Here is a 21,148-nt window from a genome sequence, read left to right on the forward strand (position 1 = left end):
AAAAAAGTGCTGGGGACTGGTATGGCAGTTTACTGCAATTGGCGCCGCGCGCGCACGGCATGTCGGACGGTGGCTCATGGCGCCGCCTTTTTCTTGTCGGCCAGTGCATCGAGCTTGCGCGCGAGAAAAGCGAGTTCGTGCGGGTCGCTGATCTGGCCGCTGGCGATCAGGCCGCCGATCACCAGGCGTGCGCTGTCGAGCTGGTCCATGTCTTCCAGGATGAACGCTTCCATTTCGCGCACCCAGGCTGGCACTTGCGGCCCCGTCGCCAGCCGGCGCAACTGGCGTGCATAGGCGAGCGCCAGCGGCAGGTCGTGCAACTGGTGTTTGGCCACCAGCGCCGCCTGCGCCATGGCGGGCCAGCGGTGCTGCGGGTCGGCGGCGAAGCTGGCGGCGACGAAGGCCAGCATGCGCCGCGCACGCTGCGGATCGGCCACGCCCGCGTACACTTCGCTGGCGGCCACCAGCGGGTATTGGCTGCGCGGGTCGAGCATTTGCGCCGTCTCCAGCCAGCCGGCCAGGCGGTCATAGTCGAGCTTGCGCCATGGCAGGCTGACGCCGGGCTGGTCTTCGAACGATTGCAGGTACAGCAGCATGGCCTTGGCCATGGCCAGCGGCTCGCCCAGGCTGGCCAGGCGCGCCACGGCTGCCGGCGGCGCGGCGGGCAGGGGCCGCGCCTGTGGCGGTGCCTGCTGCTGCGCCAGGCGCCAGCCCAGCTGCAGCAGCAGGCAGGCCGCCAGCAGCCAGCACAGGGGGCGCGGCACGCTCGACCACGGACGCTGGGCGGAGGCCATCAGATGTTCCTGCGGTAAAAGTCGCACAGCGCGCAACTGGCCAGCAAGGCCACATAGATGGCCGTTTGCGCCGCCACGCCGGCCAGGGCTTGCCAGTCGCCGGTCGCGTACAGCAGCCACTCCGTGCGCGCAAAGGCGTCGAGGCGGGGCAAGAGCAGGGCCAGCACGTCGATGGCGCCTGCCGTGGCCCGTTGCACCAGGGAGTCGCCCGCCTGCGGGCCGTGCGCGAGTAGCTGCAGGCTGCCCAGCATGCGCGCCAGCACATAGAAACCGCTAGTGGCGGCCAGCGCGGGCAAGGCCTGCTGCAGGCTGGCCGCGCACAGCAGGCTGAAGGCGGCGACGATCCACAATTCTCCCAGCAAGGACAGCGCCCACAGCGCGCTTTGCGCGGGCGCGGCGAACAGCGCCATCAGCAGGCCGAACAGCACGGCGGGCGCTGCCGCCAGCGCCCCGTAGCCCAGCAGTTTGCCCAGCAGGTAGGCTGCGCGCGGCATGGGCAAGGCCAGCAGCAATTCCAGGCCCCGGTCGGCCGCTTCGCGCGCCATGCTGGTGATGATGAACGTGGCCAGCAGGAAGACGCCGGCCAGGCGCAAGGCGGCCGCCAGCAGCGCCGCCTGCACGGCGCCGCTTTCCGTCAGCGCCAGTTGCTGCAGAAAGCCGGCCAGGCCGGCGGCGGCGCAGGCGGCCAGCACGAACAGCCACGGCAGGCGGCTGCGCAGCGCTTCGAGCAGCGTGTAGCGGGCGATGGTGAGGGCGGGCCAGAGCATCGGCATCAGCGGGGCAGCCTTTGCGCCGCCACCATGCGGTTGAACAGGATGTTCGGCGACAGCCAGACGACGATATCGTCGAACTCGCCGCCCGGCTGCTGCGGGCCGCTGGCGGCGCGGCTGATGACAGTGGTGGCGTTCGATGCATTGTTGCGCTCGTCGACATTGTTGCTGAAAGGAATAGCCTGGCGCTGGCCCTGCACGCCCGTGGCGCCAAAGCCGTTCTTGCCGTGCGACATGATCATGGCGGGGATGTCCCTTAACGCCGTCGCCTGCAGCAGCGCGCCGCCATTGCGCGTGACGATGCTGATGTCGCGCGGCGTGCCCAGGTTGAATTGCTGCTCGCTGTCGCTGAAGGCGGGCGTCACGCTGTAGCGGAACAGATTGTTCCAGCTGTCGCCCTGGCGCAGTCCCAGGGTGGCCCAGGGCAGGAAGCCCGCACGTTTTTCGCCCGTGCAGCGGGCGCCGCGCCGGTCTTCCAGGCCATTGCCGGCGGAGATGGCGGGACACGGCAGGTAGCCGTAGCGCAGCGCAAAGCCCGTCAGCGCTTCCTTCGCTTCATTGAGCGCCTGTTGCGTCTCGGCCACCTTGCGCTGTTCCAGCTGCACCGTCAATGGCGTGACCAGGCCGCCGATCATCAGGCCCACGATGACGAGCACGATGGCGATCTCGATCAGGGAAAAGCCGCCCTGGCGGCGCGCATGGAGGGCGCTCATGGCAGGTTGCGCGCGGCGCGCATGCGTTGATACAGGGTGGGCAAGGTAATCCAGGTCAGCATGTCGTCAAAGGCGCCACCGGGCAGCGTGGCAAGGTCGGTGGCGGGGCGGTTAATGAAGCGGCGGCTGGCGCCGTCGTTGGCGGCTTCGTCGATATTGCCGCGTGCCGTGTTGATCTGCGCCACGCCGCTGGCGGCCGTGCCGTAGTGATCCTTGCCTTGCGAGAACAGCACGACGGGCAGGCATTGGGCGCTGACGTCGCACTGGTCCTGTCCCGCCACGAAGGCGAATGCGCCGCGCCCGTCGCGCGTGAGCACGACTCTGTTGGCGACAGCGGAAAACGAGACGATGGGCGCGCGCGCCATTTCTGGCGTGACGCTGTAGCGCAGCAGCTTGCCCCAGGCGTCGACGCCGTCCACGCCCAGCGCCACCCACGGCAAAAAGCCGCTGCACTCGGCGTCGCCGGCGCAGTCGGCGGCCCGTTCGCGCCCGTCGAGGGCGGAGGCGGCCGGACGGGGCAGGCGGCCATTGGTCGCCGCAAAGCCCAGCAAGGCGTCGCGCGCCTGCGCCAGGGTGGCCAGGGTGCGCTGCTGGCGTTCGGCTTCGCCGGTGTTGCGCCCGAAGGCGCCGATCAGCAGGCTGGCCGTGCCCAGGCCCAACACGGCCACCAGCAGCAACAGGGCGGCGCCGCGCTGGCGACGAAGTTGGCGATGCGGTTGGTGAGGCGTCATGGCGGCGCCTCGGTGACCGTGCCGCTGGCCGGGTCGTAGCGCTGGCCGGGCTTCAGGAGCACCACCTGGCCGTTCGACAGGCGCAAGGTCAGGGCGCCGGGCGTGCCGGACTTGTCGCGCGCAAGGCGGTTGTGCGGTTCGTTTTGCGTTTCCTGGTTCAGCCAGACGGTAGAGCGGCCGCTGCTGCGCTGCACCACGCCATTCAATTCCACGGGCGGGGCAGGCGGCGGTGGCGGCGGCGGGGCCGGGGGCGCCGCCAGGGCAGGATCGGGCGCCGGCGGGCCGTAGCGCTGCGCGTCGAGCTGGGCGCGCTGGTCGGGCGACAGGAACAAACGGCCCAGTTGCGGCGACTGTGCCTGGGCCGTGAGCGCGGCGCCGGCCAGCAGCACGCCCAGGACGAGGGCGCGCAGGAGGGGGAGGCGAAGGACGGGGGCGCCGCTCATGGCCGCCCCGGCACGGGCGCGCTGCCCAGGGTCAGCCACAGCAGCTCGCATTCGGCGCCCACGGTGGGCGCAGCTCCGCTGCCTGGACCGGCCCCGGCCGCAGCGTGGCGCTTGAGCGTGCAATCCTGCACGGCGAAATAGCCGGCCTGGCGCAAATCGTTCAGCAGGTTCAGCAAATCCATCTCGTGCAGCAAATCCATCTGCAGGCGCATGCGGCTGCCGCGCAGCTGATATTGTCCCATCACCATGGGCAACGGTACTTGCAGCCCTTGCTGCGGGCTGATGTCATAGCTGATCGGCAGCAGTTTGCGCTGTTCCTGGCTGCGGCGGATGGCATCGATCCAGGCCAGGCGGTTTTCCTCGCCGATCAGGCCGCGCTGGCGCAGGGCCAGGAATTGCGGTTCGTAGGCGCGGATTTCCTGCTTTTCCGCCTCCGCATGGTTGAACAGGAGGGCGGCCGCCGAACGCGTGCGCTGGGCCAGGTCCAGCTGCTGTGCTTGACGCGCCCGGTAGGCGGCACTCAGGCTCAGCAGCACCACGCTGGCCAGCAAGGTCAGCGCAAAGCACAGCAGGGCGCGGCGTATCAGATGCAGTTCGCCCAGCCAGGCGGGCAGCGCGCGCGCGGGCGTGCCGCTCCGTTGCATGCCGGGCAGGGGCGGCTGTTTGACGGGGCCGCTCATGGCTGCCACGCGAGCAAAAGGGTGAAGCGGGCCTGGCTGGCCGGCGCCGGCACGGCGCTCTTGCCGGACAGGGCCGCGCTGGGGCGCAGGTCGAGCGGCGTTTCCTCGATCGTCACCTGCATGCCCGGCTGGCGCGCCAGGGTTTGCGCGAAGGCCGTGATGGCCGCCAGGGCCGCGCGGTAATCGTTGTTCGGCATGGCCACGTCCGCTTCCAGGCGCAAGGCCTGCGGCGGCGCGACGGGAATGCCGGCCAGGGCGCTGCCGGCCGGTGCGCCCGTACTTTGCTGCTGCTGTGGCGGCGTCTGATTGCTCGCCACGCGCGCGGGCGCCTGGCCCGCATGCCAGTGCAGCTGGCCCAGCGCGACTTGCGGCGCCTGGTCCAGTGCGGCGCTCAGCATGCCCAGCAGCCGGCCCGGCTCCGGCGCCTGGCTGGCGATCATGTGGCCCAGGGTCACGGCCACTTTCATGTTTTGCGTCTTGGCCGGCGCCGGCGGCTGGGTCGACATGACGCTGCGGTAGCGCTCCTGATAGGACGCCGTTTCCTGCGCCAGGCGTTCGATGGCGGCCCCGTCGGCTATGCCGCCGAGCAAGTTAATCGCGCACCACAGGGCCGCCGATGCGCCGATCAGCGTGCTGGCGCCATACAGCGTCTTGCGCGCGCGCTGGAAATGGTAGTAGCGGGCCAGCGCGCCGGGCGGATAGTGGCTGGACGGCGGATGCTTGCCCAGCAAAGTCAGCAGCAATTCGTCGGCCAGCGCCGGCGTGCGGCGCAAGCCCACCCGTTCGCCCGCCAGCTGCAGGTCGATGAAGTGGTAAGCCACTTCGACGCCGTTGTCGCACAGCAGTTCGAGCTTGGCGATTTGCGCGGCCGGCGCCAGGATGACGGTATTCAAGACGTCGCCGCGCGCCAGCATGCGCGTGCTGGTGAGAAATTGCCGCGTTTTTTCCGTTTCCAGCGCAATATTCACGGCCACGCCGTCGAGCGCGATGGTGGCCGTCTGGCGCGAAAAGCGCAGCTGGCCCTTTTCATAGTAGCTTTGCCGCAAGCCGCCCGACTGCTGCGTCACCAGCAGCAAGTGTTCATGCGCGATCGACAGCTTTTTGACCAGCGCGATACTGAGCAGGCTGGTCGAATAAATGCCGGCCACGGGCACGCGCAGGTGCTCGAGCGCCTCCGTCCATGGCTGCAGCAAGGACGGGTTGGTCAGCGCAAAGAACAGCACCTGGTCGTCGTGGCGGCCCGTGCTTTCGCGGCCCAGCAGGGTGCTGCCCCGGTAGGGCGTGTCGCGGTGTAATTGCTGCTTGCGCCGCTCCAGCAGGGCCCGGCCGGCCTTGCCGCGCACGTGGGGCAGCAGCTGGCGCTGGAAATCTTCCTCGATCAAGTCCGTCAGCAGGTAGGCGGGCACGCCCGACCGTTGCCCCTGCGGATCTTCCAGCCACGCGGCGAAACCGTCCAGCCCGGCCGCGCTGGCGGGGAAGGCCTGGCCCTGGCCCAGCACGCCGTGGTCCCAGTCGTAGGCGCACAGCGCGTCGCTGGTGATGTAGAGTAATTGTTTGCGGAACACGGCGGTCTCAGGTCTCGGGTCTCAAGTTTTCATCGTGCTGATGGTGTCGTAGATCGGCCCCAGCACTGACAGCATGATCCAGCCCAGCAGCAGGCCCAGGATGACCGTCATGGCCGGCTCGATCATGGCCTGCACTTTTTCAATCAATTCCTTCACTTCGCGGTTGTAAAAGTAACTGACATTGCGCAAGGCCGTGTCCAGCGAGCCCGTGGCCTCGCCCACCTTGAGCATGCGGATCACCAGCGGCGGGAAGATGCCCGTATGCTGGAAGGCGGCGGTCACGCCATGGCCTTCGCTGATCAGCTGGGCGGCGCGGCGCAGGCCGGCCGCCACCACCTGGTTGCCGGCGATGCCTTCGGACAGGCGGATGCATTCGAGTATCGTGATGCCGGAAGCATACATCAGGGCAAAAAACGTGGCGAAGCGGGCCAGGATGATCTTGTGCAGCACGGGGCCGACCAGCCACAGCCGCAGCTTCAAGCCATCCCACGCGTAGCGGGCCGCTTCGCTGCGGCGGATCAGGGCGCGCAGGCCGAAAAACAGCAGCACGGGCAAGGCCAGCAGCACATACCAGTAATCGATGAACACATTCGATACAAAGATCAACACGCGCGTGTGCAGCGGCAGCTCGCCGCCCATGTTGCGGATGAACGCCGTCAGCTGGGGTACCAGATAAATCATCAGGAAAAACGTCACGCCCGCCACCACCAGCGCGACGATGACCGGGTACATGACGATCTTGCGCGTCTGCGAGGCCAGCTCGTCCTGCCACTTCAGGCTCTCCGACAGATTCTTGAACACTTCGGCGATCTTGCCGCTCTGTTCGCCCGCCAGGATCAGGCTGGTAAACGTGGCGTCGAAGATGTCGCCATGCTGGGCCAGCGCGCCCGACAGCGGCAAGCCGCCTTCGATGCTTTCGATCAGATCCGTGACGACTTCGCGCAGGCGCGGGTGGTCCGTGCTTTCGCGCAAGTCGTTCAAGCCTTCCAGGATGGGCACGCCCGCACCCGTCAATTGTTCCATGTGGAAGCAGAAGTTGATCAGGTCGCGGCGGTGGATGACCCGCTTGCCCAGCAGCACCAGATACTGGCCCGTGATCTTGCAGTCGATCAAGTCCAGCTGCATGCGGTGCAAACGCGCTTCCAGGTCCGGCACGTTGGCCGCCTCCATGCTGCCGGGAATCAATGCGCCGGCGGCATCCATGGCGCGGTAGACATATTGCGCCATCAGGCCAGCCTTTCCGTCAAGTCGACCACGCGGCCCACTTCTTCCAGCGTGGTCACGCCTTCGAGCACGCGGCGCACGCCGTCGTCGACGATGCCCTTGAAGCCGGCCGCGCGCGCCGCGTTCTTCAATTCGCGCGAACTGGCGCGGCGCGCCGTCAATTCATCGAGTTCAGCCGTCATCTTGAGGATTTCCATGATCGCCAGGCGGCCCTTGTAGCCCTGGTGCGCGCAGCGCTCGCAGCCGACGGCGCGGCAGATGGAGGCGGGCGCATCGCTTGTTGCCAGGCCCAGCAGGCGGCGTTCGACGTCGTCGGCGATCACCGTTTCCTTGCAATGCGGACACAAGCGGCGCACCAGCCGCTGCGCCACGATGCCGATGATGTTGCCGGCCATGATGTCGGGCAGGATGCCGATGTCGAGCAGGCGCGCCACGGAACCGATGGCCGAGCTCGTATGTAAAGTCGAATACACCTGGTGGCCCGTCATGGCGGCGGCAAAGGCCATTTCCGCCGTTTCGCGGTCGCGGATCTCGCCCACGAGGATGATGTCCGGGTCTTGCCGCATCATCGAGCGGATGCCGTCGGCAAAGCCCAGCTTGACCGATTCGTTGACGGAGGTCTGGCGTATCATGTTCATCGGATACTCGACCGGGTCCTCCAGGGTCATGATGTTGACGCTTTCCGTATTGATATGGTTGAGTATCGAATACAGGGTGGTGGTCTTGCCGCTGCCCGTCGGGCCCGTCACGAGGATCACGCCGTCGGGGCGGGCGATCATCAGTTTGAGCAAGTTCAGTTCCGCTTCGGCCAGGCCCAGCCCGTCCAGCGGGACGATGCCCTTTTGCCGGTCCAGCACGCGCAGCACGACGTTTTCGCCATGCGTGGTGGGTTGCGCGGACGCGCGGAAGTCGATTTGCCGACCAGAAAACTTGATGCTGATGCGTCCATCCTGCGGCGCGCGCGCTTCGGCGATATTCATGTTCGACATCACCTTCAGGCGCACGGCCATGGCCGGCCAGTACGATTTGTGCAGGCTGCGGATTTGCCGCAGGATGCCGTCGATGCGGTAGCGGATGCGCAGGAACGACTGTTCCGGCTCGAAATGGATGTCCGAGGCGCCGTTCTGCACGGCGTCGGCCAGCAGCGCGTCGATCAGCCGCACCATGGGCTGGCTGTACTCGTCCGATGGCGACGCCATGCTTTGATAGCTGACTTCACCCGTCTCGATTTCGTGCAGGATGCCGTCGATCGACAATTCAAAACCATAGTACTGGTCGATGGCGCGCGAAATGTCCGATTCGTTGACGAGCACGGTGGAAATCGTGATGCCCTTGACCAGCATGGCGCTGATCTGGTCGAGCGCGACGATGTTGCTGGTGTCGGCCATGGCCAGGATCAGGTTGTCCGCCTGCCGCTCGTAGACGATGGGAAAGACACGGTAGCGCTTGGCCACGTCCTTCGGAATCAGCTTCAGGGCGATGGCGTCGACCACCAGGCTCGACAGGTCCGCGCTGACCTGTTTCAGGTTTTCGCTGAGGGCCTCGCGCACGGTGGCTTCCGTGACGAAGCCCAGGGTGATCAGCAGCTTGCCCAGCGGTTCGCTGCTGCGCCGCTGCTCGATCAGGGCGATGCGCAACTGGTCTTCGCTGATCACCCCTTTCTGGATCAGCAATTTGCCCAGCGGAAGTTTTGCCTGTTCTGCCATGTAGTGCTTATTCCTGACGGGGTGTGATGGTGACGGGCTCGGCAGGGGCCGGTGCTGCCGGTGCGGGGGCCGCCAGTTCGCGCAAACGCGTTTGCACGACGGCCTGGTCGAACGCGGCGGGCGTGGTTTGCGCCAGGGTCAAGGCGCGCTGGTAATACGTGGCGGCCAGCTTGGGCTGGTTCAGCCGGTCCAGGCCGACGGCCAGGTTGAAGGCATAGTCGGGATTGCCGGGCGCGGCGCCGTAGGCGCGGAAAAATTGCTGCTGCGCTTCGTTCCAGCGGCGCTGCTTGGCATACACATTACCCAGGGCAAACAGCACGGGGCCGCTGTCGGGGGTACGGGCCAGGAGGGCTTTCAGCCTGGCTTCGCTCTGCACGACGTCGCCCTGGCGCAGGCCGATCAGGCCGGCCAGCGCGACGCCATCGTCCGGGTTTATCTCGAGCAAGCGCACGTACAGCGACGCCGCCTGCGCGCCCTGGTTCTCGCGCAGGGCCACGGCCGCCAGGCCCAGCAGCGCGTCGCGGTTGTTGGCATCCTGCCGCAGCACGCTTTCATATTGCTGGCGAGCAAGGCCCAGCTGGCCCCCGTTGAAGGCCTGGTAGGCTTGCTGCACGCCTGGGTTGATTTGCGGCGCCGTATCGTTGCGCAGCACCTGGATCTGGCTATTGTCGGGCGCGGCCACCGGTGGCAGGCTGGGCTGCGCAGGCGGCGGCAGTTGCGCCAGCTGGGCGGCCACGGCCGCTTGTGCTGCGGCCTGGATCATCGCCTGCTGTTCCGCCGCGCCGGCTGGCGGGCGCTGTTCGCGCGGCGCGTCCTGCGGCAGCGGTGCGGGCGCCGGGGCGTCCGGCAGAACGCCGCCGGCCCCGGGCAGCACCACGATGGGGCCGGCAACGCCGGCCGTGCCCGGGGCGTCCGTCAGCGGCATGGGTACGCCGGGCAGGTTGGCGCCCGCGCCGGGGCTGCTGCTGGCGCGCCAGTACCAGTACGCCAGCGATCCCGCCACCAGCAGCAGGATCGCCAGCAGCACGGCCAGGCGCACGGTGGCCGGGTCGACGCTGATGGGGCCGGTGGGGCCTTTCGGCGGCGGATTGCTGCGGCTGGCGCGTGGCTTGGCGGGCGGCGGTTCCGGACGGGCGCGCGGCGGCTCGGGGGGCGGGCCAGGTTGCTTGCCTTGCTGTGAACCGGGCTGCGCGCCGCTGGACTCGGGCTGCGGCGCGGGAGCGTCCTGCAGCGGTTCCAGGCGCAAGCTGCTTGCCGGCTGCGCGGGCGGTGGTGCGGCAGGCACAGGGCGGGGCGGCAGGGCGTCGGCCGGCGCCAGTTCCAGTACCTGGTCGTAGGCTTCGGACGGCTTTTCCAGTTCTTCGTCGGAAAGGCTGTTCTGCTTGGCGCGCTCGGCTTTCTTGAGCGCCTGCATCAACAAGCTCATGGGACGTCTCCCTGCAGGCGTGCCTGCGGCTGGACGGCTGGCGCCGGCGGGCCATCCGTGTACGGCTGGCTGTTGAGCGGCGCCTGGCCGGGCAGCAGGTAACGGTAGTCGCGGTAATCGCCTTCGATGCTGGCATCCTTGACCACGACGGGGCGCATGAAGATCACCAGCTCCGTCTTGCTGCTTGCCTCATTACGATAGGTAAACAAATTGCCCACGACGGGCAGGCTGGACAGGCCGGGCACGCCATCCTTGGCATTGTCGATGGAATCCTGCATCAGTCCGCCCATCACGGCGATCTGGCCATTGCCCACTTTCATGATCGATTCCAGCTCGCGCGCCTGGATCACGGGCACGCGGCTGATCACGCTGGCCGTGGCCAGGGCCGGATTCGGGTCTTGCACATAGCCCACGATGCGCGTAATGGTGGGGCGCACATTGAGCGTGACTTCGTCGCTGTCGGAAATCTGCGGCGTGACGCTCATGACGAAGCCGACGGGCACCGTTTCCAGTTTCGACTCATAGGTGGCGGGTGTGGTGATGGTGCCCGTCGAACTGATCACGGCGGGCGTCACCTTGATGGTAAAGAAGACATTGTTGTCGACCACCTTCAGCATGGCCGTTTGATTGTTGAGCACGCTGATCTTCGGGCTGGACAGCACTTTCACCTTGCCGAACGATTCGAGCAGCTGGATGGTGGTCCTGAAACTATCCTTCATGTAGTTGAGCACGAAGATGCCGGGCGACGTACCCGGCAGCACGCCGCTGGGCAGGGGCAGGGTGCCGACACGGCCCTGGTTCAGGCTCAGGCTGCCCGTCAGGCGCGACCAGTTGATGCCTTGCTGATATTCATTGCTCAGGCGCACCTCGATGATGGTCGCCTCGATCAACACTTGCCGCTTGGCGCTGTGCAACACGGCATCGAGGAATTCGGCGATCTTTTCGTGCTGGCGACCCGTGGCGCGCACGGCGATCAAGCCGCCTTCCACGTTGACGACGACGGACGAGGGGCTGCCCTTGTTGGCCAGTTTTAATAGAGGCAGGCCGTTCGCGTCGAGCTGCTGGCCAGGATTCGCATTCTGGTTGGGTGCCTGCTGGCCTGGCGCATACTGGCCGCCAGTCTGCATCGGCGCCTGGCTGCCGTATTGGTTGCCGCCCTGATTCTGCTGCTGGCCCGGTTGGCCTGGCTGACCCGCTTGTCCCTGCTGGCCTGGCGTATTGCCCTGTGCGGCCGTCAATTGCTGGTTCAGCTGCGCCAGCGGGTCGACCTGCACGTCGTTGAGCGTGGTGTCGCGCAGCAGGTCGCGGATATTTTTTTCCAGGCTGTACCAGAAGTTATTTTCCGAACGATTCACGACCAGGGTGGTCGAATTGTTATTGCCGTTGCCGCCGCTGCCTTGCGTGCTGCCAACGGGATTGCTGGCGTTGTTCGACCCGCCGCCCGCCGTGGAAATTTGCGTAGCGATATTCACGCTGCTGTTGGTGCTGCGCGCGATGTTGACGTAATCGATCTTGTAATTGCGCCATACGGGGGCGTCGGGCAGCACCGTCAGGTTCTTGCCATCGATTTCGTAGCGCATATCGACTTGCTTGCCGATACGTGCCAGCAATTGCGGCAGGGTCTGGTTCAGCGCATTCAGGGTGACGCTGCCTTCGATCTGCGGGTGGATGTCGATATTCATGCCCGCGTCGCGCGCCAGCGCAAACAGCAGCGATTGCACGGGCACCTTGTGCACGGTGACGCTGTAGGTTTCCACTTTGGGCGCGGGCAAGGGCGCGGCCAGCGCGCTGCTTTGCTGCACCGGTTCGGGAATGGCGCCGCCGGCGACGGGCGCGGTATTGAGGTGGGCAGGCGACAGCGGCATTTGATGCGTGGCGCAGCCGGACAGCACGGTGCCGCAGGCGAGGGCGACCCAGGAGGCCAGCACAGGAATAGGGTGTTGATTCATGAAAAGTTCGCCCTTGGAGTCGTGTTGTGCCTTTGCAATTTTACCCAGCATGATCGCCTAAAATCAATCGGCTGTGCGGGCTCCGGAGGCAATATACCGAAATAAAGTCAGGGGCTACCACGCGTCGTTTGTAGCGGTGCCGTGGCTTTCATTTCCGTACGGATACTATCTATGTCGTTCAGCAATATTTTCTGTGGCGACGAGGGGGCCAGCCTCGCCCAAACGGCTTCGGCGCTGGCCCGGTCGGCGAAGCTGCCGTAGACGATGTCCAGGCGCGCGGCGGCGCTCGCGGGCGCTGCGCCAGGCAGGCGAAACACGTGGAGGTCACGCAGGCCGATCGCTTGCTGCGCCTGCTGCAGGAAAGTTTCCGCCGCAGCCGTTTCGGTGGCGGGCAGGCTGGCGATTTGCAGCACCAGTTGCTGCGGCCTTTGCCGTGCCAGCCAGTCGCGCGATTCGGCCAGCTTGCTGTCGAGCAGCGTCGACGGCGCCGGCAGCGGTGCGCGTGGGACGGCAGCCGGGGCCGAGATAGCCGCCGTTTGGCCCGGTACCAGCCATTGCCACAGCAGTGCCGCAGCCAGCAGCAGCATCAGCGCGCTCAAGACGCCTGCCAGCAGCTTGCCCGCATGCCAGGGCGGGCGGTGAAAGGGGCTGTCGGCAATGGCCAGGCGCACGTGGCGCGCGCTGATTTCCTGCGCATCGTCCGCAAACGCGGCCAACAAGGCCTTGTCGGCCAGGATATTGACCCTGCGTACGATGCCCTGCGCCGCGCGCGCCAGCCGGCGCAGCGCGGCAGGCGTAAAAACGAGCGGCGCCAGGCGGCCGGCGGCGGCCAGGCGGCACGCCAGATAATCGTTCAGCAAGGCTTGCGGCAGGCGCGGCACGGTGAAACTGTGGGTGATGCGTTCCTTCAATTGGCGGAACTGGGGCAAGTCCAGGGTGTGCTGCAATTCCGGCTGGCCAAACAGCACGATTTGCAGCAGCTTGTGGCTGGCCGTTTCCAGGTTCGTCAGCAGGCGCAGCGCTTCCAGAGTGGCGCCCGGCATGGCTTGCGCCTCTTCGGCCAGCAGCACCACCTGGCGCCCGGCCGCATGCCTGGCGATCAGCTCGCCGTGCAGGGCGCGCAGCGCGGCATCGGCGCGGCATCCGTCCAGTTCCAGGCCCAGTTCGGCAGCGATGGCGTGCAGGACTTCGTCCGGCTCCAGGCAGGGATTGAGCAGGTACAGCACGTCGACCTGGGGCGGCAGGCGTTCGGCCAGCATGCGGCACAGCATGGTCTTGCCGCTGCCCACTTCTCCCGTCAGCTTGATGATGCCTTCGCCTTGCGTGACGGCATACAGCAGCGCATCGAGCAGTTCGCCCCGCGTATTGCCGGGATAGAAAAAGGCCGGGTCCGGCGTGATGCCGAACGGCGCCGTGCGCAAGCCGAAATGGCGCAGATACATGCCGTACGGCGAGGGCGCGTAGTGGCTGGAAACCTGCGTGTCGGTGTTCATGCCGCGATGCAATTGAGAAAAGCCTGCTCCAGGCTGGCGTCTTCCGTGCCGCCATGGCGGGCGCGGCATTCGGCGGGCGTGCCCGTAAATACGATGCGGCCCGCATGCAGGATGGCCATGCGGTCGCACAATTCTTCCACATCGGCCAGCGCATGCGAGGTGAGCAGGGCGCCGCGGCCCTGCGCATGCGCTTGCCGCAGCACCTGCTTGAATTGCGCGCGCGCCTTCGGGTCGAGTCCGCTCATCGGTTCATCGAGCACCAGTTGCCGCTTGCCCGACAGCAGGCAGGCGACCAGCCCCAGTTTCTGCATCATGCCTTTCGAATAGGCGCGCGCGGGACGCAGCAAGGCGTCCGGCGCCAGGTCCAGCGCGTCCAGGGCTTGCTGCACGGCGTGCGCATCGGGCCGCACATCGTGCAGGCGCGACAGGTAGCGCAGGAAGTCGCCGCCCGTCAGGTAATAAGGCGCCTGGAAACGTTCCGGCAGAAACGATAGCGGCTGGCGCGCCGCGCCGTGCCGGTGCGGCCGGCCGAAAATGGCGATCTCGCCCCGCTCGGGCGTGCAAAAGTCGAGCAGGCATTTCAGCAGGGAAGTCTTGCCCGCGCCATTCACGCCGACCAGGCCGAACAGTTCACCCGCGCGCACCTGCAGGTCGACGCCGCGCAGCACGGCGCTGCCCGCCAGCTGCAGATGTACGTTGTGGAACTCGATGGCGCAGGCGTTCATAGGGGCAATGGTCGGCAGGGAAGACGGTGAACGACTGCCATTATTGCCATGGGCGCAGGCGGGCGGCAAGTGTTTCCTTGCATCGTGTTCAAATGCGCAAAAATCAAATGATGGAATGTATTTTCTTTAAGAAACAACAGGTTCTGGAATAAAATGCCTGTGCGCGCCGCAGGCGTGTATCTTCTGTGAAATTTGTTTGTCGAGGAGTAAGCAATGGCAAGGCCAGAGAAAGTCCGGCTCGGTGAAATTTTGGTGCAGCAGAAGTTGCTGACGGAAGAACAGTTGGGCCAGGCCTTGACGGAACAGAAGCGTTCGGGACGCAAGCTGGGCCGCGTTTTTGTCGAGCACGGCTTCGTCACGGAAGAGCAGATTTCGGGCGCGCTGGCGCGCCAGCTCGACATTCCCTACATCAATCTGAAGTTTTTCAACATCAATCCCGAACTGGTGCGGCTGCTGCCGGAAACCCAGGCGCGCCGCTTCCGCGCGCTGGTGCTGGAAGACCGCCGCGAGGGCTTGCTGGTCGGCATGTCCGATCCCACCGACCTGTTCGCGTACGATGAAATCTCGCGCCTGGTCAAGCGACAGATCGAGCTGGCCGTGGTCAATGAAACGGAAGTGCTGGCCGCCATCGACCGCATCTACCGCCGCACGGAAGACATCTCGACCCTGACGCGCGAGCTGGAGCAGGATCTGGGCGACGTGTCCGTCGACTTCGGCGCGCTGGCCGCCAACCCGGGCCTGGAAGAGGCGCCCATCGTCAAGCTGCTGCAATCGGTGTTCGAGGATGCCACGCAGGTGCGCGCCTCCGACATCCACATCGAGCCGCAGGAAGGCCGGCTGCAGATCCGCTTCCGCATCGACGGCGTGCTGCACCTGCAGACCGAAGCGGACAGCAAGATCGCCAGTTCGCTGGCGCTGCGCCTGAAACTGATGTCGGACCTCGATATTTCCGAGAAGCGCCTGCCGCAGGACGGCCGTTTCGCCATCCGCGTGAAAAACCAGCGCATCGATGTGCGTATTTCCACCATGCCGACGCAGTACGGCGAATCGGTGGTGATGCGTCTGCTGAACCAGGGCGGCACGACCTTGCGCCTGGACGCGATCGGCATGCCGCCCAAGCTGGTGCAGCAGTTCCGCGCCATCGTCAGCCGCCCGAACGGCCTCGTGCTGGTGACGGGGCCGACCGGCAGCGGCAAGACGACGACCCTGTACTGCGCCTTGTCCGAACTCAATTCCGTGGAAAAAAAGCTCATCACGGTGGAAGACCCCGTCGAGTACCGTTTGCCCGGCATTAACCAGGTGCAAGTGAACGACAAGATCGAACTGAACTTTGCCAGAGTGCTGCGTTCGGCCTTGCGGCAAGATCCCGACATCGTGCTCGTCGGCGAGATGCGCGACCAGGAAACGGCGCAAATCGGCTTGCGCGCCGCCATGACGGGTCACCTAGTGCTGTCGACCCTGCATACGAACGACGCCATCAGCACGCCGCTGCGCCTGATGGACATGGGCGTGCCCCGCTACATGGTGGGCAGCTCGCTGCAAGCCGTGCTGGCGCAGCGTCTGGTGCGCGTGATCTGCGAAAGCTGCAGCACGCCGTACCAGCCCACGCCGAACGAATACGAATGGCTGCGCCTGGAATTGGGCGAGCTGGTCGAGCGCAACCAGTATTTCCACGGCAAAGGCTGTTCGCATTGCAATGGCATGGGTTACCGGGGCCGCACGGGCGTGTACGAATTGCTGGAAATTACGCGCGCCGTGGCCGATGCCGCCAACCATGCCGATCCATCGCACTTCATGAAGGTGGCGACGGCGCAAATGGCCGGCGACACCTTGCGCCGCCACGCCGTGCAGCTGGTGGTGCAAGGCCGCACGACGGTGATGGAAGCGATGCGCATCAGCAACCAGAGCGAGGATTGACGTGGCGTTTTTTGCTTACAAGGCGCGCAATGCCAACGGCGAACTGCTGACGGGCGTGATGGAGGGCGCCGACAGCGGCGCCGTGGCCGATCAGTTGATGGCGGGCGGCAGTACGCCCGTCGACATCAGCGCCACCAAACAGACGGTGGCGGGCGCCGGCGCCAGCAAATTGGGCTGGTGGGACAAGCTGACCGAGAAAAAAGTCACGCCCATGGACGTGCAGCTGTTCAGCCGCCAGCTGTACACCCTGCTCAAGGCGGGCGTGCCCATCATGCGGGGACTGGCCGGCCTGCAGGAATCCGCCATCAGCCCGGCGTTCGGGCGCATCATCAAGGACGTGCGCGAGTCGCTGGACGCGGGGCGCGAACTATCGGCCGCCATGGCGCGCCATCCCGCCATCTTCACGCCGTTTTATCTGTCGATGGTGCGCGTGGGCGAAATGACGGGGCGCCTCGACGAAGTGTTCCTGCGCCTGTTCGATCACCTGGAATTCGACCGCGACATGCGCGCGCGCGTCAAGTCGGCCACGCGCTACCCGAGCTTCGTCGTCTTCGCCATGGTCGCCGCGATGATCGTGGTGAATATCTTCGTCATTCCCCAGTTCGAAAAAGTGTTCGCCAGTTTCCACGCTGAACTGCCCCTGATGACGCGCTTCCTGATCGGCACCTCGCGCTTCACGGTGACCTACTGGCCCATCCTGCTGATGCTGGGCGTGGGCGGCTTTTTCGGCTGGCGCGCCTGGCTGCGCACGAAAGAGGGCCTGTATAAATGGGACCGCGCCAAGCTGCGCCTGCCGATTGCCGGCAAGATCATCCTGAAGGGCACGATGGCCCGCTTCGCCCGCAGCTTCGCCCTGTCGAGCACCAGCGGCGTGCCCATCGTACAGGCGCTGACGGTGGTGGCGCAAACGGTGGACAACACCTACCTGAGCGCGCGCGTGGAGCAGATGCGCGACGGCGTGGAGCGGGGCGAAAGCATCCTGCGCACCTCGGTGGCGGCCGGCGTGTTTACGCCCGTGGTGCTGCAGATGATCGCCGTGGGCGAGGAGTCCGGTTCGCTCGACGACCTGATGGACGAGATCGCGGACATGTACGAGCGCGAAGTCGATTACGAGCTGAAAACCCTGTCGGCGCAGATCGAGCCGATCCTGATCGTCTTCCTCGGCGCCATGGTGCTGGTGCTGGCGCTGGGCATCTTCCTGCCGATCTGGGACCTGGGCCGCGCGGCCCTGCACTGATGGCGCTGCCTGCCCGCCAGCGCGGTTTCACGCTGTTCGAACTGGCCGTCGTGGCAAGCGTGTTCGCCATCCTGGTGGGCGTGTTCCTGAACCGGGCCGGCTACTACCAGCAGCAGGCGCAGCAGCTGGCTATGGCGCAGACGCTGGGGGCCTTGCGCACCGGCTTGCGGGTGCAGGTGCTGCAGCTGTACCTGGCGGACGGGCGCGCGCGCATACCGGCGCTGGCGCGGCAAAACCCGTTCGACTGGCTGGCCGACAAGCCAGCCAACTACCTGGGCGAATTCGATGCCCCCGTGCTCGATGAATTACCCGGCGGGAATTGGTTGTACGACAGAAAAGAACAAAAAATCATCTATTTGTTTAGTAATGGCAATATTTTTCCCGGTTCAGAGCTTGATGCAGTGAAATTTAAGGTAATCTTGCCAGGTGCAGACGCCGATATTGACAAGCTCGTCCAGGAACCCGATATTGTGGTGTGGAAATAGCCTGACGCGCTGCAACGGCGTGCCGTGCAGCGCACGTTTCATGGCGTTGGTTTTGATGTTTTTATTTGATTTTGGAGAAGCTGGTATGAAGAAATCCTTACGTAGTATGAAAAGCGGCGCCCAGGCGGGTTTTACCCTGATTGAACTGGTCGTCGTCATCGTGATCCTGGGTATCCTGGCAGCGACGGCCATTCCTAAATTCGTCGACATGTCGACCGATGCGCGCATCGCCAAGATGCAGGCGGCAGCGGGCGCCTTGAAATCCGGTTCGGCCCTGTTCCACGCACAATGGCTGGTCAAGGGTTCGCCTGCCGACGCCGTTGCCGTCAACATGGAAGGCACGGACATCAAGGGCATCAGCGGCTACCCCGGCATCGCATCGCCTGGCATCGCCTCGGCGGCAGGCGGTCTGGTTGACTACGATACGACCACCGTTGCGGCGACGGGAACCGTGCTGACGGTGTTGCCTGATAGTAAGCATACAAGTTGCAAGGTGACCTATACGACTGCCGTGGCTGCGTCAGGCACCACGCCAGTCCTGCCGGCGGTGGTTGACGCGACGGCCCTGACCTCGGCCAACTGCAGCTAATCCGGGCGTGCAGCTGCCATGCCGGCAAGCCGGCATGGCCACGCCATGTTTTCCGCCCGCCCAACGCCAGGCCATGCCGGTTGGGCTTTTTTACGGGTATTGCCATTGTCCCTGCCATCGACCACCTTGCCGCAACGTATGACGCTCTCACGGCCCAGGCTGCGGCGCCGCGCGCGCGGCTTCACGCTGATCGAACTGGTCGCGGTGCTGGTGATCGCCGGCCTGCTGGCCACGTTTGCCGTTTCGCGGTTTTTCCAGCGCGATGCCTTTGATGCGCGCAGTACCAGCGATCAGGTGGCGAGTATCGTGCGCTATGGACAAAAGCTTGCGGTGGCGCAAAACCGTCCCGTGTTTGTGCGCATCGACGGCAAAAGCGTGGCGCTGTGCTTCGATGCCGCTTGCAGCGATGCGCAGAAGGTGGTGCCGCCCGCCGGCACGAACAGCGGCAGCAAGGAAACACTGCTCGCTTGCAGCGACAGGAGCAACTGGCTGTGCGAAGGATGGCCTGCGGCCGTTACGCTGACGGGCGGCGCGGGGTTTTACTTTGACCCGCTGGGGCGCCCGTATTACGCGACGTACGGCGATTTTTCCACTATCCTGGTGCTGACCGTGGTTGCGGGCGGGCAGCAATACCAGGTCAACGTCGCACCGGAGACCGGCTATGTGTACCGCTAGGCGCCGTGCCGCCAGGCGCGGCCAGGCCGGCGTGACCCTGATCGAACTGGTGCTCTTCATCGTCATCGTGGGCGTGGCGGTGACGGCCATCCTTGGCGTGATGAGCTTGACGACGCGCAATAGCGTCGACCCGCAGCTGCGCAAGCAGGCGCTGGCCATTGCGCAAGGCATGCTCGACGAAATCGAGGGCGCGCGCTTCACTTATTGCGCAGTGGATGACCCGGCAGCCGAGACGGCGACCGGCGAGGCCGGTTGCGCCACGAAGGAAGCGTTTGGCATACAGGGCGCCACCACGCAGCGGCCTTACGACAACGTCAATGATTACGTGGCCAGCGACGGCGGAACCTCGACATACACCACGGATGTGGCCGGCAACCCGTTCTCAGCGCTTGCCGGTCAGTATGCGGCGACGGTGAGCATCAATACCGTTGCGCTGAACGGCATCGCGGCGCCCAAGGTGCTGCATATCCAGGTCAGCGTCGCCTATGGCGACAAGCAGCAGGTCGTACTCGACGGCTACCGCACGCGCTACGCGCCGAACAGCATCCCATGAATACCTCTTCTTTCCGGCGCCGCGCGCGCGGCTTTACCCTGGTGGAGATGATCATTGTGATCGTCATCACGGGCATCATCGGCGGCATGGTGGCCATGTTCATCCGCCTGCCCGTGCAAGGTTATATCGATGCCAATGCCCGCGCCGACCTGGCCGACCTGGCCGATACCGCCACGCGGCGCATCGCGCGCGACGTGCGCCTTGCCCTGCCGAACAGCGTGCGCGTCAGCGCGGACGGGAAATACCTGGAGTTGCTGTTGACGAAATCGGGCGGCCGCTACCTGTCCGAGGACGATGCACCGGGTCTCGGAGCCGTGCTGGCCTTCAATCCCGTCGCCGCCGGCGCGAACGCCAATCAATTTACCGTCGTCGGGAGCGCGCCGGAGATCGCGCCCGGCGACTTTATCGCCGTCTACAATATGGGCGACAACCTGCCGGATGCCTACGGCTGTGCCGTCAACGCCGGCATCTGCAATCTGGCGCAGGTCGATGCCGTCAGCGGCACGCTGGTGACCCTGAAGAGCAATCCCTTCCTCGCGCAGGCGCCGCTGAAGTTCCCCTCGCCATCGCACCGTTTTCAGGTGGTGACGACGCCTGTCAGCTATGTTTGCGATCCGCAGGCCGGTACCCTGATGCGTTATTCCGGCTATGTCATCCAGGCGGCGCAGCCGCTCGATGCGGCGGCGGCGCCTTTGTCAACGGCCCCCGTGCGCGCACTGCTGGCGCAAAAAATCCTGAAAAACACGGTGACGCGGTCTGGTCAAACAGAGGCTCCCCCCGAAGGCTGTTTTACCTATGAGGTGTTGAAGAACGGGCCGCGCGGCCTGCTCAGCATCGTCCTGAGCCTCGGCGCGGAAAACAGCAATACCGGCACGCTGCGCCTGGTGCAGCAGGTACAGGTCAGTAACACACCATGAGCGCCATGAGAATATTTCCCTCCCGCCGCATGCGCGGCTTCAGCCTGGTGACGGCCATCTTCCTGCTGGTGGTGCTGGCGGGGCTGGGCGCCGTGATGGTGAACGTGTTTACCCTGCAGCAAGTTGAATCGGCGATGGACGTGCAGGGCGTGCGCGCCGAGCAGGCCGCGCGCGCCGGCATCGAGTGGGGCGTGTACAGCCAGCTGATCGATGGAAACTGCGCTCCTTCCGTGTCGTTTGCCTTGCCGGCAGGCACATCGCTGTCCTCCTTTTCTGTCAGCGTACAGTGCGTCAAGGCCACGGGTCCGGGCACACTGAGCAGCTGGACCATCACGGCCACGTCCTGCAACCAGCCGGCCGCGGCCGAGCCGTTATGTCCGCACGCGGGCAACAACCCCGATTACGTCCAGCGCCGCCTGCAGGCCGTGCTGTCGCAGTAAGGTCAACTGCTTGAAAAAAAGATCGCTAATTTATTGTTTTTACACAACAAAATTGGTTTCATGAATTAGAATTGGCTTGATGCATTATCTGCGCGACAAGTCGGGCAGGCACTTAC

General features: G+C 65.5%; 21 protein-coding genes. 8 read left to right on the top strand and 13 right to left on the bottom strand.

The features are described from left to right. Window positions 1–74: 74 nt before the first annotated feature. The 13 genes from AC1RBA_RS01150 to AC1RBA_RS01210 form a co-directional block, all read right to left on the bottom strand. Entirely contained in the window at window positions 75–794 is a 720-nt protein-coding gene (locus tag AC1RBA_RS01150; protein WP_492416118.1) for a hypothetical protein, read from the bottom strand. Next, window positions 794–1,567 (bottom strand): ABC transporter permease subunit, encoded by a 774-nt coding sequence (locus tag AC1RBA_RS01155; RefSeq protein ID WP_492416119.1) that lies wholly within the window; start codon window positions 1,565–1,567, stop codon window positions 794–796. The genes AC1RBA_RS01150 and AC1RBA_RS01155 overlap by 1 nt, the downstream gene beginning before the upstream one ends. Further along, window positions 1,567–2,277 (bottom strand): type II secretion system protein, encoded by a 711-nt coding sequence (locus AC1RBA_RS01160; RefSeq protein ID WP_492416121.1) that lies wholly within the window; start codon window positions 2,275–2,277, stop codon window positions 1,567–1,569. The genes AC1RBA_RS01155 and AC1RBA_RS01160 overlap by 1 nt, the downstream gene beginning before the upstream one ends. After that, the gene (locus AC1RBA_RS01165) at window positions 2,274–3,008 is read right to left on the bottom strand and encodes a hypothetical protein (RefSeq protein WP_492416122.1); all 735 of its coding nucleotides are present in this window, start codon (window positions 3,006–3,008) and stop codon (window positions 2,274–2,276) included. The genes AC1RBA_RS01160 and AC1RBA_RS01165 overlap by 4 nt, the downstream gene beginning before the upstream one ends. After that, a complete protein-coding gene (locus tag AC1RBA_RS01170) occupies window positions 3,005–3,451 on the bottom strand; it encodes a hypothetical protein (protein WP_492416124.1) in 447 nt (148 codons plus the stop codon). Before AC1RBA_RS01170 ends, AC1RBA_RS01165 begins: the two co-directional genes overlap by 4 nt. Then, a complete protein-coding gene (locus AC1RBA_RS01175) occupies window positions 3,448–4,131 on the bottom strand; it encodes a hypothetical protein (protein ID WP_492416126.1) in 684 nt (227 codons plus the stop codon). The genes AC1RBA_RS01170 and AC1RBA_RS01175 overlap by 4 nt, the downstream gene beginning before the upstream one ends. Further along, on the bottom strand, window positions 4,128–5,696 hold the full coding sequence (locus tag AC1RBA_RS01180; RefSeq protein WP_492416128.1) for a hypothetical protein: 1,569 nt from the start codon (window positions 5,694–5,696) through the stop codon (window positions 4,128–4,130). The genes AC1RBA_RS01175 and AC1RBA_RS01180 overlap by 4 nt, the downstream gene beginning before the upstream one ends. A 21-nt stretch (window positions 5,697–5,717) precedes the next feature. Then, window positions 5,718–6,923 (bottom strand): type II secretion system F family protein, encoded by a 1,206-nt coding sequence (locus AC1RBA_RS01185; RefSeq protein ID WP_070224564.1) that lies wholly within the window; start codon window positions 6,921–6,923, stop codon window positions 5,718–5,720. Continuing rightward, window positions 6,923–8,626: a GspE/PulE family protein gene (locus tag AC1RBA_RS01190; protein WP_070224563.1), complete on the bottom strand. Its 1,704-nt coding sequence runs from the start codon at window positions 8,624–8,626 to the stop codon at window positions 6,923–6,925. The genes AC1RBA_RS01185 and AC1RBA_RS01190 overlap by 1 nt, the downstream gene beginning before the upstream one ends. A gap of 7 nt (window positions 8,627–8,633) precedes the next feature. Further along, window positions 8,634–10,052 (bottom strand): tetratricopeptide repeat protein, encoded by a 1,419-nt coding sequence (locus tag AC1RBA_RS01195; RefSeq protein WP_492416129.1) that lies wholly within the window; start codon window positions 10,050–10,052, stop codon window positions 8,634–8,636. Further along, window positions 10,049–12,001 carry a pilus (MSHA type) biogenesis protein MshL gene (locus AC1RBA_RS01200; protein WP_070220286.1) on the bottom strand — a complete coding sequence of 651 codons (1,953 nt, stop codon included), beginning with the start codon at window positions 11,999–12,001 and terminating at the stop codon, window positions 10,049–10,051. Before AC1RBA_RS01200 ends, AC1RBA_RS01195 begins: the two co-directional genes overlap by 4 nt. Before the next feature lie 107 nt (window positions 12,002–12,108). Then, window positions 12,109–13,494 (bottom strand): ExeA family protein, encoded by a 1,386-nt coding sequence (locus tag AC1RBA_RS01205; RefSeq protein WP_492416131.1) that lies wholly within the window; start codon window positions 13,492–13,494, stop codon window positions 12,109–12,111. Next, entirely contained in the window at window positions 13,491–14,219 is a 729-nt protein-coding gene (locus AC1RBA_RS01210) for an ABC transporter ATP-binding protein (protein WP_070312061.1), read from the bottom strand. The genes AC1RBA_RS01205 and AC1RBA_RS01210 overlap by 4 nt, the downstream gene beginning before the upstream one ends. 213 nt (window positions 14,220–14,432) lie before the next feature. Between AC1RBA_RS01210 and AC1RBA_RS01215 the strand changes: the two genes are divergently transcribed. The 8 genes from AC1RBA_RS01215 to AC1RBA_RS01250 all read left to right on the top strand — a co-directional run bounded on the left by AC1RBA_RS01215 (window position 14,433) and on the right by AC1RBA_RS01250 (window position 21,032). Then, a complete protein-coding gene (locus AC1RBA_RS01215; protein WP_070291524.1) occupies window positions 14,433–16,136 on the top strand; it encodes a GspE/PulE family protein in 1,704 nt (567 codons plus the stop codon). 1 nt (window position 16,137) lies between these two features. Next, window positions 16,138–17,373, top strand: a complete 1,236-nt coding sequence (locus AC1RBA_RS01220; RefSeq protein WP_070291525.1) for a type II secretion system F family protein — start codon at window positions 16,138–16,140, stop codon at window positions 17,371–17,373. After that, window positions 17,373–17,858 carry a type II secretion system protein gene (locus AC1RBA_RS01225; protein WP_070291526.1) on the top strand — a complete coding sequence of 162 codons (486 nt, stop codon included), beginning with the start codon at window positions 17,373–17,375 and terminating at the stop codon, window positions 17,856–17,858. The genes AC1RBA_RS01220 and AC1RBA_RS01225 overlap by 1 nt, the downstream gene beginning before the upstream one ends. Before the next feature lie 85 nt (window positions 17,859–17,943). Beyond that, window positions 17,944–18,447: a type II secretion system protein gene (locus AC1RBA_RS01230; protein ID WP_492416134.1), complete on the top strand. Its 504-nt coding sequence runs from the start codon at window positions 17,944–17,946 to the stop codon at window positions 18,445–18,447. 138 nt (window positions 18,448–18,585) lie between these two features. Continuing rightward, window positions 18,586–19,122 carry a pilus assembly FimT family protein gene (locus AC1RBA_RS01235; RefSeq protein ID WP_492416136.1) on the top strand — a complete coding sequence of 179 codons (537 nt, stop codon included), beginning with the start codon at window positions 18,586–18,588 and terminating at the stop codon, window positions 19,120–19,122. Further along, on the top strand, window positions 19,109–19,675 hold the full coding sequence (locus tag AC1RBA_RS01240) for a type IV pilus modification PilV family protein (protein WP_121669838.1): 567 nt from the start codon (window positions 19,109–19,111) through the stop codon (window positions 19,673–19,675). Before AC1RBA_RS01235 ends, AC1RBA_RS01240 begins: the two co-directional genes overlap by 14 nt. Further along, window positions 19,672–20,592 (top strand): prepilin-type N-terminal cleavage/methylation domain-containing protein, encoded by a 921-nt coding sequence (locus AC1RBA_RS01245; protein WP_492416138.1) that lies wholly within the window; start codon window positions 19,672–19,674, stop codon window positions 20,590–20,592. Before AC1RBA_RS01240 ends, AC1RBA_RS01245 begins: the two co-directional genes overlap by 4 nt. A gap of 5 nt (window positions 20,593–20,597) precedes the next feature. Beyond that, window positions 20,598–21,032, top strand: a complete 435-nt coding sequence (locus AC1RBA_RS01250) for an agglutinin biogenesis protein MshP (RefSeq protein ID WP_227741989.1) — start codon at window positions 20,598–20,600, stop codon at window positions 21,030–21,032. The last annotated feature ends 116 nt before the right edge of the window (window positions 21,033–21,148 follow it).

This window comes from Janthinobacterium sp. GW823-FHT03B06, assembly GCF_058796955.1.

Excerpts from the sequence above, each read along its gene's own strand:
- AC1RBA_RS01190 (WP_070224563.1), bottom strand. The coding sequence starts at position 8,626 with ATGGCAGAACAGGCAAAACTTCCGCTGGGCAAATTGCTGATCCAGAAA.
- AC1RBA_RS01175 (WP_492416126.1), bottom strand. The coding sequence starts at position 4,131 with ATGAGCGGCCCCGTCAAACAGCCGCCCCTGCCCGGCATGCAACGGAGC.
- AC1RBA_RS01235 (WP_492416136.1), top strand. The coding sequence starts at position 18,586 with ATGACGCTCTCACGGCCCAGGCTGCGGCGCCGCGCGCGCGGCTTCACG.
- AC1RBA_RS01165 (WP_492416122.1), bottom strand. The coding sequence starts at position 3,008 with ATGACGCCTCACCAACCGCATCGCCAACTTCGTCGCCAGCGCGGCGCC.
- AC1RBA_RS01200 (WP_070220286.1), bottom strand. The coding sequence starts at position 12,001 with ATGAATCAACACCCTATTCCTGTGCTGGCCTCCTGGGTCGCCCTCGCC.
- AC1RBA_RS01225 (WP_070291526.1), top strand. The coding sequence starts at position 17,373 with ATGGCGCTGCCTGCCCGCCAGCGCGGTTTCACGCTGTTCGAACTGGCC.
- AC1RBA_RS01195 (WP_492416129.1), bottom strand. The coding sequence starts at position 10,052 with ATGAGCTTGTTGATGCAGGCGCTCAAGAAAGCCGAGCGCGCCAAGCAG.
- AC1RBA_RS01205 (WP_492416131.1), bottom strand. The coding sequence starts at position 13,494 with ATGAACACCGACACGCAGGTTTCCAGCCACTACGCGCCCTCGCCGTAC.
- AC1RBA_RS01160 (WP_492416121.1), bottom strand. The coding sequence starts at position 2,277 with ATGAGCGCCCTCCATGCGCGCCGCCAGGGCGGCTTTTCCCTGATCGAG.
- AC1RBA_RS01150 (WP_492416118.1), bottom strand. The coding sequence starts at position 794 with ATGGCCTCCGCCCAGCGTCCGTGGTCGAGCGTGCCGCGCCCCCTGTGC.
- AC1RBA_RS01155 (WP_492416119.1), bottom strand. The coding sequence starts at position 1,567 with ATGCCGATGCTCTGGCCCGCCCTCACCATCGCCCGCTACACGCTGCTC.
- AC1RBA_RS01170 (WP_492416124.1), bottom strand. The coding sequence starts at position 3,451 with ATGAGCGGCGCCCCCGTCCTTCGCCTCCCCCTCCTGCGCGCCCTCGTC.
- AC1RBA_RS01230 (WP_492416134.1), top strand. The coding sequence starts at position 17,944 with ATGAAGAAATCCTTACGTAGTATGAAAAGCGGCGCCCAGGCGGGTTTT.
- AC1RBA_RS01250 (WP_227741989.1), top strand. The coding sequence starts at position 20,598 with ATGAGAATATTTCCCTCCCGCCGCATGCGCGGCTTCAGCCTGGTGACG.
- AC1RBA_RS01240 (WP_121669838.1), top strand. The coding sequence starts at position 19,109 with ATGTGTACCGCTAGGCGCCGTGCCGCCAGGCGCGGCCAGGCCGGCGTG.
- AC1RBA_RS01210 (WP_070312061.1), bottom strand. The coding sequence starts at position 14,219 with ATGAACGCCTGCGCCATCGAGTTCCACAACGTACATCTGCAGCTGGCG.
- AC1RBA_RS01185 (WP_070224564.1), bottom strand. The coding sequence starts at position 6,923 with ATGGCGCAATATGTCTACCGCGCCATGGATGCCGCCGGCGCATTGATT.
- AC1RBA_RS01245 (WP_492416138.1), top strand. The coding sequence starts at position 19,672 with ATGAATACCTCTTCTTTCCGGCGCCGCGCGCGCGGCTTTACCCTGGTG.
- AC1RBA_RS01215 (WP_070291524.1), top strand. The coding sequence starts at position 14,433 with ATGGCAAGGCCAGAGAAAGTCCGGCTCGGTGAAATTTTGGTGCAGCAG.